Raw genomic sequence first — 15,370 nt, 5'->3', positions numbered from 1 at the left:
AAATTAACAAAATAAATCTATTTAAATTTATTCTTAATTACAGAAGAATCTCTTAAATCTGTCATAGGCTTTTCATAAAATCTGTAAACTAAGTACGATAAAAAAATGGTCATAGATAAATAGACTATTACATAAATGATACTATCAAATTTTGGCAAATCATCTGATGGTAAATAATATTTAAGTAGTTGCAGTATTATTGAGTAATGTAAAACATACATTGCATAAGAAATAAGACTAATATAGGTTATAGGCTTTAATATTAACTTGGTAGCTGAATTTATCTGACTAAATAATGGCAGAGTAAGCATTATAGCTATTGTATTTATTGGTAAATACCAAACATTCCAAAACATTGGATAAGATTCAATAAAAAGTCTTTTAATTGGTATAATAGCATTTAATCCTAAAAATATTACAGCGCCTAAAAAAAACGCTAAGTATTTTATATGCTTCCAAAAATTTGGTCTAACTATAGAAATAAATGCGGCGAAAACACCAAAGTAAATTGCATCTATTCTATAAATAACAACGGCTTTTAAATTAGCATTCCAATACACCATGCTTCTTGTATGGTCATTTAAACTATAAATCAATTTTGTAATTGTAAATAGCATAATTATCAAAAGTGTTATATATAAGAACAACTTATCCTTTGATAATTTTGTCTTTATAAACAAAGTGCAATAAAGTAATAATGGACCAATAATGTATGCAAATTCTTCAATTGACAAGCTCCAGGACTCTATAAATAACGAGGGTGTTTCCCAAGCAAAATTTTGAATAAAAAACACATATTGCCATAGTGCTTCAGGTAATTTTATTCCTATATAAATTGCAATTCCAATATTTAGTATTAAAGCTAAATAATAGTTAGGAAGGGTTCTAAACCAACGTCTAACCCAAAAGTAAGACACGCTTTTAAAACTAAAATCTTCAGACTGATATAAGTTATAAATTATTCGTCCTATTAAAAACCCACTAAGCACAAAAAATATTTCTACGCCAATAACTCCAGCTATACTCATTAAATCTGGAATGAATCCCTTGGTTTTTGGTATAATCCAAGTAATATGAGAAAACACTACTAAAATTATTGCCACAGCTCGCATTAAGTCTAAACCAAAAATTCGTTTGTCATAATTTATTTGCATAAAAAAATAGTACTTTTAATGTGTGAAGACTAATGTACTAAAATATTCAGTTTTATTATTGCTTTTAGCAATTTGTGTTGGTGGAATTTACTATCTAAATCTACCTAACAGACATAAAGCTATTGTTAAAACACAGATAAACCATAAGCTTGGATTGGTTGATAATACTTGGAATATTAACAGTACAGACTCTTCTATCTCATTAATTACTCCAACCTTCGTTATTGACAATATTTACAAATCTATGGAAGGGCCAAAAGTGATGAGCTCTTTTCAGTTAGATTATAAAAAAAACGAATTGGTTTGGATAACATCTTTTGAGACAAAGGCAATTAGCACTAATGAAATTGACCAGCTTTCAAACGATTATGTTTGTCATACTAATGTAGATTTTTATGATGGTGAACACTATTCGCGTTGGAATCTTAATAACCGAATTGGAGAACAATACCCTAGATTAACATCGATGAGCAATGGTATTGAGCAATATGCCTTTCCTGAAGGGTATGGATTTCCTGTTTTTACAAATGAAAATTTATTTTTAGCCACACAAACTCTAAACCACAATATTAAAACCGAACCGTTTTCTTTAAAGCATGAAATAAATATTGGATTCAAAAAACATAACAACACTATGAAACCTTTAATGAGTAAAACGGTTTTTGTGATGTTACCATATAATAGTGAAAATCCATTTGAAGGATTGACAGAAAACAATCCAAACATGTGCCTTCCTGTTGAAACTAAAAACCACAGTTATACAAATAATAATGGAGAAAGTCTATCTGGACATTGGGTGGTTTTCCCTGGAAAAGAAATGTACAAATATGACATTACTCATCAATTACAGCTTAAAGACAATACAACAATGCATCATATAGCAACGCATTTACATCCTTTTGCTGAAACTCTAGCATTTAGAGACAAAACGTTGGATTCAACTTTATTTATTTCTAAAGCAGAAAATTATATTGACAAAATTGGTCTTAAAAAAGTAACTCATTTTTCTAGTAAAGAAGGTATTATGCTCTATCCAGATCATGATTATGAGTTAGTACTAACAGTAAATAATACAACAAAAACAAATCAAGATATGATGGCTAGTATGTTTGTATTTTTATACGATAAGGAAATGGACAAAAAATTAAAAAGCTATAATCCTGCTCAATAATGAAAATAGTTTTACTTTTTTGTTTTTATTTTTTAGTTAGTTGTAATAGTAATGATAAAAACTTACCAGTTTTAAGTTATAAAATTGATGGTTCTGGAAACAAATCATACTATACTATAAATTACAAAGAGTTTACAAATCAGTTAGATGAAGACTTTAAAGTTTCTGATAAAGTTTTCATTGCTAACTTTTTCTTTACACGCTGCCCAAGTATTTGTCCTCCTATGCGATTACAACTAATAGATATTGCAGAAACATTTAAAAACGAAAATGATTTTATAATAATTTCTCATACTATCGATCCAGAAAATGATACTGCTCTTATATTAAAAGACTATCAGGAAGCTACAGGAATTAAATCTAGCAAATGGCAGTTTTTACGTTCAACAGTTGATAACACTAAGCTACAAGCAGAACTTTACATGACTAACTTTAAACCTAACCAAGATGGTACAGATTTTTACCATAGTAGTTATGTTACACTAGTTGATAGAGAACAACAAATAAGAGGGTTTTATAATATTTTAGCTGCTACAGATGTAGAGCGACTAAAAAAAGATATTAATATATTATTGAATTAGAATAAACTCTTAATTATCTGATCGTCTGAAATACCTTCGGCTTCAGCTTTGTAGTTTTTAATAATTCTATGACGAAGTATTCCGCTAGCAACGGCTTGCACATTTTCGATATCAGGAGAAAATTTACCATTAATTGCAGCATGAGTTTTTGCTGCAAGAATTAAGTTTTGCGAAGCTCTTGGTCCTGCTCCCCAATCAACAAACTCTTTTACTAAATCTGGAGCTGTTGTTCCATTAGGACGTGTTTTGCTAACCATAGTCACAGCATACTCTATAACATTATCAGCAACTGGAATACGACGAATTAATTTTTGAAAATCTATAATCTCTTGTGCAGAAAATAATGGATTTACTGTTGCTTGCACATCTGTTGTAGTCGATTTAACAACTTGTACTTCTTCAGTAAATGAAGGGTAATCTAAATTTATAGCAAACATAAAACGGTCTAATTGTGCTTCTGGTAATGGATAAGTCCCTTCTTGCTCAATTGGGTTTTGTGTTGCTAATACAAAATATGGTAAACTTAATTGGTAATGATGACCAGCAACAGTTACAGCTCTCTCTTGCATAGCTTCTAATAATGCTGCTTGAGTTTTTGGAGGTGTTCTGTTAATCTCGTCTGCCAGAATAATATTGGCAAATATTGGTCCTTTTATAAACTTAAAGTGTCTATTTTCGTCTAAAATTTCACTACCTAATATATCGCTAGGCATTAAATCTGGAGTAAACTGTATACGTTTGAAATCTAAACCTAAAGCTTGTGCAATGGTGTTAACCATTAACGTTTTTGCTAAACCAGGAACACCAATTAATAAGGCATGACCACCAGAAAATATTGAAATAAGGATTTGATTTACTACCTCATCTTGACCAACAATTACTTTAGCTACTTCGTTTTTTAAACTTTTATATTTATTTACAAACTGTTCTACAGCTGCTACATCAGACATATATTATTCTTTTTTTAACCAGTTACTATTAAAAACGCAATCTCTATACTCACCATTTATATTGATGTAAGTATCTTTAATTTTTTCGTTTTGCCACTTTTCAATTTCTTTAAACTGTTTATCTTGTTCTGCTAAGTTTTTAATTTTTAAATAATCTCTAGCAAAATTTGCCTCATGCTCATCTATTCTATCAGTAACTGTAAGTATTTTAAACTTTATTCTGTTAATTCTATCTTCATCTTGAAGCACTAAACTCAACTCATTGTCTTTAAGATTTTGTATTTGAGAATATAATTCAGGATCCATTTTTGTTAACTCAAAACTGTAATCTTGAGTACGAGGGTTGATTAATTGTCCTCCATCATTTCTAGTTTCTTTTTCGTCACTAAACTGTCTTGCTGCATCAGAAAAAGTAATTTCTCCATCAATAACACGTTGTCTTATAGTATTGATTTTTTCTTTTGCCTCATTAATTGACGCTTGTGTTACTTCTGGACGAAGTAATATATGACGAACATCATATTCTTGTCCTCTAATTTTTTCTAGTAAGATAATATGGTATCCAAAATCTGTTTCAAATGGTTCTGAAATTTCGCCTTCTTCTAATGAGAAAGCAACATCTCTAAACTCTTTAACCATTTGTGGTCGTTTTCTATTAAGTGTATACATTCCACCATCTTTTCTTGAAGCTATATCATCAGAGTACAATACCGCTTTAGAAACAAAGCTAGCTCCATTTTCAATAATATCAGCTTTAAAAGATTTTAGTCTATCTACAACTTTTTTCTTTTCTTCTTCAGATACTTTTGGGATAATTACAATTTGTGCAACTTTTAGTTCTGTACCAAATATTGGACGTTCGTCTTTTGGTATGCTATTAAAGTATTCTCTAACTTCTTCTGGAGTTACTTCAATATCTTCAACAATTTTACGTTGCATATCTGCCGCAAGTTTTCCATCTCTATTGATTTCAAACATTTCTTCACGCAAACTTTGCTCTGTATCTTTATTATAAAATTTTAAAAGCTCATCCATTGAACCATTTGTTTCTTGTAAGAAGGCATTAATTTGTTGATCAATATTAGAGCGTATTTCTAGCTCATTTACTGTAATACTATCTTGTATTGCATTATGTGCGTACAATTTATCTTCTAATAATTTACCAAATAATTGGCAACGTGTAATATCTGCAGTTGAAACTCCTCTAGCCTTTAATTGAATAAATTCTTTATCAATATCAGAATCTAATATTACATAATCTCCAACAACTCCAATAACACCATCTATTTTAACACGTTGGTTACTATTAATTGTAGTGTCTTTTTTTGATTTAGCTTCAACTTTGTCTTCAATAACTTCTTGAGCCGAATTAATATTAAAACTTAAAAGCGTTAATAATGTAAGTGCTAACTTAGTGTTAGTTGTAAATTTCAAATTGATTGTTTTTAATTGCATCTTTTGTAATATCAGTTTCGAGTTGTTTTATTAACTCTAATTTTCTTTTGTTAATTATAATTTGATTTATGGTAGGTCTAACGTACTCTAATGGCGCATAATCGTTTTGCAATAACACATCATTAATTTGCATCAAATATAGGCTTAAAGAATCTTTGAGTTGTATAAAATTAGATTTTTTTAACAGTTCTTTTTTGTTCTCTGCATTGACTACAGGAATTTTATGCATCACTTGAGAAGTCTTAATCCATGTTGAATCCTTTAATGAATAAGATTTGAATTGCACAGAGATAGAATCTAAAAACTTCTTATCCTTTTTTGTGTATCTTTTAAAACGATTTTCTATATCGTCTTTATTAAGAGCATTTAGCGGAATATTTATATATCTGAATTTTATTAGCTCTTCGTTTAGTTTAAAGGTCTCTTTATTAGTTTCGTAAACTTTTTTTGCCTCTTCTGGAGTCACCAATGTATCCATTGTTTTGTTTACTAATGCTTCTAAATAAGCTTTTGTAAATAAGTCTTTTTTATACTGCTCTACTAGTTTAATAAATTCTTGTTGTTGCTCTTCTGGTAAGTTACGCTCAGAACCATCAACTAATAATAGCTGAGTTGCCCAACGCGTAATGAATCCGTTTACAACAAGTATACTGTCTTTTGGTGAAGTTCCTTCGGCCACTAAACCTTTAATATCATCTTCATATAAATAATTATCGTTTACTCTCGCTACAGGAATCCTATCATCTGATTCTTTAAAAAAATTACATGATAATAAAGAACAAAAGCAAACAAGAATAGTTATATGACTTTTTTTAATCAATTTAATTTAGTTTTTAATTTGAGATTTCACCTTAGTTAATACATCTTCATTCACTATTACTTTGTAGCGATTATTTAACGTGTTTAACCAGTTTTCTTCAATAAATCCTTGATAATCGCTAGTTGCTTTTCCTTTTGCCTCATCAAAAGTTTTATTTGAAGCTGGTTTTATACTATTAATTAAAATTACATGAAAGGCATCATTATAATTATAAATTTTTGAAACACCTTCTTTAAGTTCTAAATCAATTGGTAATGATTGATTAGAGGTCTCCATAAGTCCTTTTGTAAAAATTACCTTTTGGATTTTATCAGAGTTTAATTCTTGACTAATATCTTCATCAGACTTATCTTTATTCATTAAGGCTTTAACTTTTTCAATGTCTTTTTGTTTTGCCGCTGTAGCAATAACAACATCTACTCTAGTATTCCAAACATAAGTAGACGCATTTTTTTCAAAATAAGTTTTTAGACCAATGCTGTCGTTTATTGCTGCACTCCACACTTCTTTCTCCATTAAATCAAACAATAACAACCCATCTCTATATTCTTTTAAAATTTGAGCAAAATCTTCATTTACAAACTCTAAATTTTCTTCATGGTAAGCTAATATTACAGCTTCTTGATATGATTTATACTCTTTTCTTATAATATCACTAAATGCCATTTGTTTTTCAAAATAAGCTTTTTGAACTGCAGCTAAATGATTTGCAAAATCACTATACAATACTGTTTTACTACCAACTTTAAACAGTTCTTTGTTTGCTTCTACATTAGAAGGCACTATCCAGCCTCTAGAAAAATAACTTGGTGTTAAAATAGATTCAAAATAAATTAATGCTTTCTCATTATCTTTCACATCGTATTGCTTTTTAAGCTTACTAGCTAAAGCGTCATTAATAAGGCTAGAGCGTGAATCTCTTTTAACTCTATTTTCTACTTCATTTTTAATTTTTTCGATTGGTTGCAAACCTTCTTTACTAATCAACTTAATAATGTGCCAACCGTAATTAGATTTAAAAGGTTTAGATATTTCGCCTTTTTCTTTAAGGCTAAACGCCACTTTTTCAAACTCTTGTGAGCTTAATTGACCTCCTGTAAATGGAGTAAGAAGACCTCCTTTATCTGATGAACTTTTATCTTCTGAAAACTGTTTTGCTAATGATTCAAAATTTTCACCTTGATTAATCTTTTTATAAATTTCATTTATACGAACTTCAGGATTAACCAAACTATCTTTTTGGTTGTTCATTATCATTATATGCTCAACTGTAACTTCGCCAAGTGTAGGTCTTTTATCTTCCACAATAACAATATGGTAACCAAATCGGGTTCTAAAAGGCATAGAAATCTCTCCTACTTTTGTACTAAACGCAGCATTTTCGAAAGGATAAACCATTTTAAAAGCTGAAAAATAACCTAAATCTTCAGCAAAAACCGTCTCACCATCATGAACTTCACTTTTAACTTTTTCAAACCCTTCACTCAAAACACGTTTGCGCAAATCGATTAATTGGTTATAAACATTAAGAGTGTCTTTTTCGTTTTCATCAATTCTAACTAATACATGCTTAGCTTTTATATCGTAAGCCATTCTGTCGTAAGCCTCTTTTATTAATGCTTCAGTTACATTAGAATCAGACATGTAGTTTTTAGATAATTGCTTTTTGTATCCTAAAAACTCTCTTTTATAAGTAGGTATTGTATCTAAACCTAAACGTTTAGCTTCTTTAATTTTAAGTTTATAATTAATAAATAATTGCAAATAAGTATCTACATCTTTTTGCGATTCGTCTTTAACTAAATCTAAGTTTTTATTATAAACCCTAACAAACTCTGTAGCACTAACAGGCTCGTCATCAACAGTAAATAAAACATCGTCAGAGCTTTTTTGAGCAAGACTATTTGCTGTTATAAACAGCGACAAAAAAAATATTGAAAATTTAAAATTCATAACTTAAACTAATTAACAATTACAGCAAAAATAACACAATTAACACATTATGCAAGTTGCTTTTTTGAAACGACCATAATATTGTTTTAGTATGCCTTTAAACATAAGATTTTCATAAAAAGTATAGCCTAATTTGCTAATTAACTAATTTTTTAGCTATTGAACTTTCAATGACTATTATTTTTTAGAATCTGTATATCTTTATAACTTCTATTTTTAAAATAAAAATGAAATATACTACTGAAATAATTGTTGAAGTACCAATTGAAACATTCATTAAAAAATTTGACAGTGCCGAAAACATGAAACATTGGCAAAGAGGTTTAGTTTCTGTAGAGCATGTTTCTGGTGATCCTGGTCAATTAGGTGCAAAAATGAAATTAAATTATAAATTAGATAAAAGAGAGTTTACTTTACTTGAAACCATAACACATCGCAATTTACCACATGAGTTTCATGGCACATATACAATGAAAGGTATTCATAATACTCAAGAAAATTATTTTAAATCTACAGATGAAGGTTATACAAAATGGACCTCAGTAAGTGATTTTATGCCTTTAAACTTCACAATGCGAATTATGACGTATTTAATGCCAAAAGCTTTTAAAAAACAATCCTTAAAGTACATGAAAGACTTTAAAAACTTTGTGGAAAAAGGTATATCTGTATCAAATGCGTAAACTAAAACTTATTTGGGATTTTAAAGGACCTACAGCGAGTAAAATTGCTGAACACCATCTTATTCACTTAAAAGAATACATCAATATTAATAATGTAGAAGTATTAGCTACAGGAAATGAAGTTATAAACGAACTTCATGCAATAGCTTTTATTGTAGTGAATGAAAGTGATATGAAGCCCATTAGAGATATACTAAAACCACATAGAGGACAGGTATATCAACTTTAATTACAATAGTTTTTAAGAATTAAAGTTATAATTAAACTTACCTGTAAAAATCAACCTATGGTAAATAAAACCACTATATTATTAATTAGTTTGCTTTTTATATTTACTAATAAAGCTTTATCGCAAACAATAGAACCTAACAGCACACATGAAAAATGGGAGTTTGTTTTAGAAGATACTGGCGATGTACTTCAAATAGCTATTCCAGTAGCTGCTGGTCTTACAACACTTTTTAAAGAAGATTGGGATGGAACAAAGCAATTTGTATTCTCTTATGCTACGAGTTTAGTAGTAACACATTCTTTAAAAAAAATAATTCGAAAAGAACGTCCTGAAGATAGAAACTTATACGATGCATTTCCTTCAGGGCATACAACTTCGGCCTTTTCCGGAGCATCATTTATTCAAAGACGTTATGGTTGGAAATATGGTAAATGGGCTTATTTAGGCGCAGCTCTCGTAGGCGTTAGCAGAATGGAAGGACCAGATGGATGGCATGATATTTGGGATGTGTTAGCAGGTGCAGTAGTTGGCATTGGTAGCACTTATATATTTACTACGCCTTATGAAAAAAGCAAAGTAGATGTCGGATTTTCATCAAATGGCGACACACATGTTTTTACTTTAATTTATAAATTCTGATATCAAATAATAATTAAAAATCAACAAACAATATTTATTGTATTTTGCAACCCTTAAAAAACTAAACAAAATGAAAAAAACTTTACTTACTATTATTATCGCATGTATTGCTATTACAAACTTTTATGCTCAAAGAGCTATCTCTGAAGAGGTAAGTTATTTTGATATAAGAATACCAAATCAGCCATTAGAGAGTTCGGTAAAAACTTATAAAGTAATTGTAGATACACCTTATACCTTAACTGTTGAAGAATTAGAAGCACAATCTAAAGCCGATTTTGAAGCTGAAAAAGCTAACTATGGTAATATTCTTAAAGAAAGTGAAGCAGAATATCAAGACCGCTTAGCTAATCATGATGACGAAGTAAAAAAGGCAGAAGCCCGTTATGACAAAGAAATGGCAGATTTTAAAGACCTTTCGTTATTAGAGCGCCTTGCATTAACTGACCAAGGTAAAAAGCCACAACTTATTGTACCTTCTAAACCAACATATGTTAAACCTAGAGAGCCTCAATATATTCAACCTAACCTTGATGACCATTTAATTTTTGATAATCAAGTACTTGCAGATGGTGTTGAATTACTAGGTTATGAAAAAGGAGGATCAGATGTTTTGTTTATTATAAACATTTCAAAAATGGTGTTTCAAGATAATGGAGGACAAACATTTTATAGTCAACCAACAACATTAAAAGTTATGAAAGGAAGCGCTGTTATTAATGAGAAAACTTTTGATAACGAATTCCAATTTTTAACCTCATCGTCTAGTAATACCATTAATTTAGATCGTCATGAAAAAAATAACGTTAATAAAATAATGAGAAATATATCTACATATATAAATGAAGAATTTGGTCATATACCAGTAGCTTCAAATATTATGATAGAATATCCTAAAAATAAAGACAGAGAATACGACGCTCTTGAAAACGCAAAAATTAAAGCTCTTTCTGCTTACAGAAAACTTAAAAAAGATGCCACTACAGAAACTAGAGAACGTGCAAAATCTGAGTTAGAAGCTGTAAGAGAAGTTTGGAAAGCCGAACTTGCTAAAATAGATTACAACGACAAAAAAGCTGTAATGAACAAAGATGTTGCTAAAATGATTTTCTTCAATCTTATGCGTGTTGATATCAGTTTAAAAGATAAAGCTCAAGCAGAAGAAACTCTAGCTGCAATGCAAGAAAAACGTATTGATTTAGATTTAAGTTACGACGAGAAAAACACATTTACACGTTTAGAAGAGCAAGTATATAAAATGTAAGTAATGACAAAAAACATAATAATCTCTGCAATTGCTATCCTTACTTTAAACTTTGGATTTGCCCAAACATTCCAAACACAAGTTGGACCAAGCTTCAAAAAAGAAAGTGAAAAAGATATTTATCATATTGTATTCCCTTCTGCTTATGGATTTATGACACTTCATCATTTAGACAATGTAATGATGGATAATACTAAAGCAATGGTTTTAACCAAATATGACCAAACGATGCAGTCTATTGAAACTAAAACTTTCAATTTGCCTAAATTAGGTCAACGAGCTGCCGATTTGCAACGTGTTATTGAATTAGATGATAAGTTAATTTTCTTATCAACCTCAATGGATAAAAAAACTGGTGCTCATCAAGTATTCGCACAAGTTTACAATCAAAAAGATAATAGTGTAAGTGCTGAAAAAGTATTAGCTTCAATACCAATTGAAGGTTATTCAAATTCTGGGTATTACCAAATTGCTGTGTCTCCAAACCAGTCTAAAATAGCCATATATGCTAACATGCCTTTCGAAAAGAAGATGCAGGAAAAAGTTCAGGCGTGGATGTATGATATTGAACTAAACAACCTTTGGGAACATTCAGAAACGTTAAGTTTTGAAAGCGAAAGAGCTTATCAAGAAGAAACTTTCGTTAGTAATGAAGGTCAGCTATATGTATCTAAAGTGACCGATTTTTATAAAAAAACTAGAACTACTCATCTTTTAAAATGTAATGGTAAATCTTTTGAGAGTTCTGTACTATCAGCCGATGGTTTTCAACCAATGGACATGTCACTTATTAATGTAACTGGAAAGCCAATGTTAGTTGGGTTTTTCTGGGATGGTACAAAAGGAATTATAAAGGTAAATTCTGAAGAAGGCAATGATAATGATGGCGCTTTTTTATATGATTTATCTGAAAGCAAATTAATAGGTATTCATAAATGGAGTACTTCTTTAAATACAAGTGATCTTAAAAGTCTTGAAGTTGTTGATGTAAAAGTTGTTGGTGACGATATTTTTATGATTGGTGAAAAAAGATTGGAAAAAAGTGAATTCAGAAAAAATGGCTCTACTCCTACTATGGATTTAGATTATTTCTACACTTTTGGGTCTAGCGTTATAGTAAATTTAGATACTAAAGGCACACTTAAAAGTTTTACACCTCTTATGGGTTCAAAACTATATAAAAACACAGATAAAGAAAAAGGATCTGTTGCTGCTTTATATCTAGAAAATGGCTTACGTATATTTTCTAACAACGATTATATTCGTTGCGATTCTTTTTTTACACAAAACAAAGCAACTTTTAACTCTCCTTCTGTTAGGCCAAACGGAATAGGAACAACTCCATATATTATTCCTGCTACTGTAAGTGAAGTAAAAAAATATAATTTAGTGTATTATATTACTAATTATGGTGACCAATATTGGTTGAATAAAATGAGTTGGTAAAATTTATCTTTCAATAATAAAAAACGTCCTAAAAGTGAATTTACTCTTAGGACGTTTTTAGTTATATTTAATACAATTAAGAATTAAGACGCAACCTTTTTACAAAAAACACATCTATAAAAAAAGTGTTAACTTGTTAATATATAACTATATGAGAAATTTAATTTTACTTTTCATTTTTACAATTACATTAATTTCATGTAATAATGATGATTCGCAAATAGATAAAAATACAACCAATAGTGTTGTTTTATTAAAAGTTGATTTTTTAAATAGCACTTTTGAAGGAGGAAAAGAGATTGTTTTCCCAGAGACAAACACATTCACAATTACGCATACTTATCATCCACCAGGTGATTTTGGAAGTGTACAATTATATTATCAAGAATTAAATCAATTGTTATTTGATGGTGATATTATTTGGATGGGATTAGGAGACGTATCATATCCTTCAACAATAGATTTACCAGAAACATTTACTACTGTTAACTCAAATTTACCTTTACCTAATTTAAATCAGTTTAAAAAAGTAATGTATGATGAGTTTGCTTATTATCCAGACACAATTGATTATTCCAGTATTTGGAACTCAATATCTAATTTAGAAATTGTCAATAATTATTTAAACTCTAATCCTAATGGAAAAATAAATTTATTCCTATATACACCAAGTGTCGGAATTGGTAATCCAGCAGATTGGGATTGGTACATTATACTTAAAAATTAAGTCTTTTATTAAGGGTTATCTCGAATAATTAGGAGATTCTTTTGTTATAGTAACATCGTGTGGATGACTTTCATTTATACCTGAAGCAGTAATTTTCACAAACTGCCCTGTGTTTTGTAATGTTGCAATATCTTTCGCTCCGCAATAACCCATTCCTGCACGTAAACCACCAACAAACTGATGTATACTCTCAAATAAATCGCCTTTGTATGGCACACGACCTACAATACCTTCAGGAACTAATTTTTTAATATCGTCTTCAACATCTTGAAAATAACGGTCTTTACTACCTTGCTTCATAGCTTCAACAGAACCCATTCCTCTATACGATTTAAACTTACGTCCTTCATAAATTATGGTCTCTCCAGGTGACTCTTTTGTTCCTGCTAATAACGACCCTAACATAACTGTGTCTGCTCCAGCAGCAATAGCTTTTGGTATATCTCCTGTATAGCGTATTCCACCATCTGCAATAACTGGAACTCCACTTCCTTTAATAGCTGCAGCAACTTCTAATACTGCAGAAAATTGTGGAAAACCAACACCAGCTACTACTCTTGTTGTACAAATAGAACCTGGCCCTATTCCAACTTTTACCGCATCTGCACCTGCTTCAACTAAATATTTAGCTGCTTCGCCTGTAGCTATATTTCCAACTACAACTTCTAATTTAGGAAACTGCTGCTTTATAGCTTTTAAAATAGTTACCACTCCTTTTGTATGACCATGAGCTGTATCAATAATTACTGCATCGACACCAGACTTAACTAGTGCTTCTGCTCTATCAACAGCATCTGCAGTAACACCAAGTGCAGCCGCAACACGCAAACGTCCAAAACTATCTTTATTAGAAATTGGTTTTTGAGTCAGTTTTGTAATATCTCTAAATGTAATTAATCCTGCAAGTTTGTAGTTATCATCTACAATAAGTAATTTCTCAATTTTGTTTTTTTGAAGAATACCTTCAGCTTCTTGCAACGAAGTACCAACTGGAGCTGTTACTAAATTATCTTTAGTCATCACTTCAATAATTGGTCTGTTGTTATCTTTTTCAAAGCGTAAATCACGATTTGTAACAATACCTTTTAAAGCACCTTTATCATCAACAATAGGAATTCCGCCAATACTATGTTCTGCCATATTTTGCTTGGCATCTAAAACCTTAGCAGTTAGTGGAAGTGTTACAGGATCAGTAATCATTCCGCTTTCAGCACGCTTTACTTTACGAACTTCGTTAGCTTGCTCTGCAATAGTCATATTTTTATGCAACACACCAATACCTCCTTCGCGAGCAATAGCAATAGCCATAGCGCTTTCGGTAACTGTATCCATAGCTGCGGAAACAATAGGAATATTGATTTTAATATTACGTGTAAATTGTGTTTGAATATTGACTTCGCGAGGAAGTACTTCAGAGAAAGCTGGAACTAAAAGGACGTCGTCGTAAGTTAGTCCTTCACCTACTATTTTATTTTGATGTGCTATCATTTTGCAATTAAAATTTAATTGCATGCAAAGATACAATTATTATTGCTAATACCGTTTTAAGTGAATATTATTTATTTTATTTCTGAAATACAATATGGTCTAAGTATGTTTAATGCATAATTGAATCGCTCTTGAGGATTGGCAATATCGCCTTCAAATCTAATCTGTTTGGGCACAACTAAACTATACAAAAACTTTCCTTTTGCCATCCGTTCAATCTTTTTTAAACTACGCTCGTCCATCAAAAGATAAATATCTTCAATCCAAACAAACTGCTCTTCATATAAAATAGTTTTATCCCAATTTAAAGCTTCTTCACCTTTTAAAACAGTTTCAGACAGATATACTTCTTGTAAAAATTCAAACGAATTAAAAAACACTTCTTCACTCCCTTGATTAGCATAACCTTTAACCTTTTTATTAGTAAAAATACTATAAGGAAATGCTTCAACTAATCGCAATTTTTTCGAAATATAATAAGCCATTTTTGGCCACACTACTTCATGCTCTTTAGTATCTAGTTTAGCAATTATCCAAGAGTAAAAATCTCGACGTTGCTGAATTGAAGTATATTCTTCTGGTTTATTATTTGTGAGATTGTAATTGTTTGCTTTTTGCCAAACGTCTGTATTGTGCTTTCTATCAGATTTTAGCCAATCTTGAGGCAAGAGTTCATTATTTTGAGTTGACTTCTGATAGTCTTTTAGGCTTTTCCATTCTCTGGAGAATGTTGTAAAAGAAAAAAGTAATAAAATTGAAAAGACTATTAGCTTCATGTATATATATTCAATGTCGAATAAATATACG

15 protein-coding genes are annotated in these 15,370 nt (G+C 30.2%); 8 read left to right on the top strand and 7 right to left on the bottom strand.

Annotated features, from left to right (window positions below):
- Positions 1-17: 17 nt before the first annotated feature.
- On the bottom strand, positions 18-1,154 hold the full coding sequence (locus IEW41_RS10120) for an acyltransferase family protein (RefSeq protein WP_188606237.1): 1,137 nt from the start codon (positions 1,152-1,154) through the stop codon (positions 18-20).
- Positions 1,155-1,176: 22 nt separating this feature from the next.
- Between IEW41_RS10120 and IEW41_RS10115 the strand changes: the two genes are divergently transcribed.
- Positions 1,177-2,325 carry a hypothetical protein gene (locus IEW41_RS10115; protein ID WP_188606236.1) on the top strand — a complete coding sequence of 383 codons (1,149 nt, stop codon included), beginning with the start codon at positions 1,177-1,179 and terminating at the stop codon, positions 2,323-2,325.
- Positions 2,325-2,906, top strand: coding sequence for an SCO family protein (locus tag IEW41_RS10110; RefSeq protein WP_188606235.1), 582 nt, complete (start codon positions 2,325-2,327; stop codon positions 2,904-2,906). The genes IEW41_RS10115 and IEW41_RS10110 overlap by 1 nt, the downstream gene beginning before the upstream one ends.
- On the opposite strand, the gene IEW41_RS10105 is transcribed toward IEW41_RS10110, so the two are convergent.
- From IEW41_RS10105 to IEW41_RS10090, 4 genes are read right to left on the bottom strand one after another with little or no spacing between them, the layout of a single operon-like run.
- A complete protein-coding gene (locus tag IEW41_RS10105) occupies positions 2,903-3,856 on the bottom strand; it encodes an AAA family ATPase (RefSeq protein WP_188606234.1) in 954 nt (317 codons plus the stop codon). The genes IEW41_RS10110 and IEW41_RS10105 overlap by 4 nt on opposite strands.
- A 3-nt stretch (positions 3,857-3,859) precedes the next feature.
- Positions 3,860-5,290 (bottom strand): peptidylprolyl isomerase, encoded by a 1,431-nt coding sequence (locus IEW41_RS10100; RefSeq protein ID WP_308419852.1) that lies wholly within the window; start codon positions 5,288-5,290, stop codon positions 3,860-3,862.
- A complete protein-coding gene (locus IEW41_RS10095; protein WP_308419851.1) occupies positions 5,274-6,131 on the bottom strand; it encodes a peptidyl-prolyl cis-trans isomerase in 858 nt (285 codons plus the stop codon). Before IEW41_RS10095 ends, IEW41_RS10100 begins: the two co-directional genes overlap by 17 nt.
- Positions 6,132-6,137: 6 nt before the next feature.
- Positions 6,138-8,084, bottom strand: coding sequence for a peptidylprolyl isomerase (locus IEW41_RS10090; protein WP_188606232.1), 1,947 nt, complete (start codon positions 8,082-8,084; stop codon positions 6,138-6,140).
- A gap of 227 nt (positions 8,085-8,311) precedes the next feature.
- On the opposite strand from IEW41_RS10090, the gene IEW41_RS10085 reads away from it, so the two are divergent.
- From IEW41_RS10085 to IEW41_RS10060, 6 genes are all read left to right on the top strand, one after another.
- Positions 8,312-8,767 carry an SRPBCC family protein gene (locus tag IEW41_RS10085; protein ID WP_188606231.1) on the top strand — a complete coding sequence of 152 codons (456 nt, stop codon included), beginning with the start codon at positions 8,312-8,314 and terminating at the stop codon, positions 8,765-8,767.
- Entirely contained in the window at positions 8,760-8,996 is a 237-nt protein-coding gene (locus tag IEW41_RS10080) for a hypothetical protein (RefSeq protein ID WP_188606230.1), read from the top strand. The genes IEW41_RS10085 and IEW41_RS10080 overlap by 8 nt, the downstream gene beginning before the upstream one ends.
- Positions 8,997-9,053: 57 nt before the next feature.
- Complete coding sequence (locus IEW41_RS10075) at positions 9,054-9,638, top strand: phosphatase PAP2 family protein (protein WP_188606229.1); 585 nt, start codon at positions 9,054-9,056, stop codon at positions 9,636-9,638.
- Positions 9,639-9,708: 70 nt separating this feature from the next.
- Complete coding sequence (locus tag IEW41_RS10070) at positions 9,709-10,902, top strand: hypothetical protein (RefSeq protein ID WP_188606228.1); 1,194 nt, start codon at positions 9,709-9,711, stop codon at positions 10,900-10,902.
- 3 nt (positions 10,903-10,905) lie between these two features.
- Positions 10,906-12,348: a hypothetical protein gene (locus IEW41_RS10065; protein WP_188606227.1), complete on the top strand. Its 1,443-nt coding sequence runs from the start codon at positions 10,906-10,908 to the stop codon at positions 12,346-12,348.
- A 151-nt stretch (positions 12,349-12,499) separates the two neighbouring features.
- A complete protein-coding gene (locus IEW41_RS10060) occupies positions 12,500-13,075 on the top strand; it encodes a hypothetical protein (RefSeq protein ID WP_188606226.1) in 576 nt (191 codons plus the stop codon).
- 15 nt (positions 13,076-13,090) lie between these two features.
- Here IEW41_RS10060 and guaB read toward each other — a convergent pair whose 3' ends face one another.
- Positions 13,091-14,563 (bottom strand): IMP dehydrogenase, encoded by a 1,473-nt coding sequence (gene guaB, locus IEW41_RS10055; protein WP_188606225.1) that lies wholly within the window; start codon positions 14,561-14,563, stop codon positions 13,091-13,093.
- A gap of 71 nt (positions 14,564-14,634) precedes the next feature.
- On the bottom strand, positions 14,635-15,339 hold the full coding sequence (locus tag IEW41_RS10050; RefSeq protein ID WP_188606224.1) for an Insecticidal toxin complex protein: 705 nt from the start codon (positions 15,337-15,339) through the stop codon (positions 14,635-14,637).
- Between the last annotated feature and the right edge of the window lie 31 nt (positions 15,340-15,370).

Origin of the sequence: Aquaticitalea lipolytica, from assembly GCF_014641635.1 — a bacterium.
Taxonomy (GTDB): domain Bacteria; phylum Bacteroidota; class Bacteroidia; order Flavobacteriales; family Flavobacteriaceae; genus Aquaticitalea; species Aquaticitalea lipolytica.
This window is presented reverse-complemented; position numbering and strand designations above follow the sequence as displayed.

What these genes read in the sequence shown, in the direction of transcription:
- IEW41_RS10060 (WP_188606226.1), top strand. Translation starts at nt 12,500, where the DNA reads ATGAGAAATTTAATTTTACTTTTCATTTTTACAATTACATTAATTTCA.
- IEW41_RS10065 (WP_188606227.1), top strand. Translation starts at nt 10,906, where the DNA reads ATGACAAAAAACATAATAATCTCTGCAATTGCTATCCTTACTTTAAAC.
- IEW41_RS10090 (WP_188606232.1), bottom strand. Translation starts at nt 8,084, where the DNA reads ATGAATTTTAAATTTTCAATATTTTTTTTGTCGCTGTTTATAACAGCA.
- guaB (WP_188606225.1), bottom strand. Translation starts at nt 14,563, where the DNA reads ATGATAGCACATCAAAATAAAATAGTAGGTGAAGGACTAACTTACGAC.
- IEW41_RS10120 (WP_188606237.1), bottom strand. Translation starts at nt 1,154, where the DNA reads ATGCAAATAAATTATGACAAACGAATTTTTGGTTTAGACTTAATGCGA.
- IEW41_RS10085 (WP_188606231.1), top strand. Translation starts at nt 8,312, where the DNA reads ATGAAATATACTACTGAAATAATTGTTGAAGTACCAATTGAAACATTC.
- IEW41_RS10075 (WP_188606229.1), top strand. Translation starts at nt 9,054, where the DNA reads ATGGTAAATAAAACCACTATATTATTAATTAGTTTGCTTTTTATATTT.
- IEW41_RS10105 (WP_188606234.1), bottom strand. Translation starts at nt 3,856, where the DNA reads ATGTCTGATGTAGCAGCTGTAGAACAGTTTGTAAATAAATATAAAAGT.
- IEW41_RS10050 (WP_188606224.1), bottom strand. Translation starts at nt 15,339, where the DNA reads ATGAAGCTAATAGTCTTTTCAATTTTATTACTTTTTTCTTTTACAACA.
- IEW41_RS10080 (WP_188606230.1), top strand. Translation starts at nt 8,760, where the DNA reads ATGCGTAAACTAAAACTTATTTGGGATTTTAAAGGACCTACAGCGAGT.
- IEW41_RS10070 (WP_188606228.1), top strand. Translation starts at nt 9,709, where the DNA reads ATGAAAAAAACTTTACTTACTATTATTATCGCATGTATTGCTATTACA.
- IEW41_RS10110 (WP_188606235.1), top strand. Translation starts at nt 2,325, where the DNA reads ATGAAAATAGTTTTACTTTTTTGTTTTTATTTTTTAGTTAGTTGTAAT.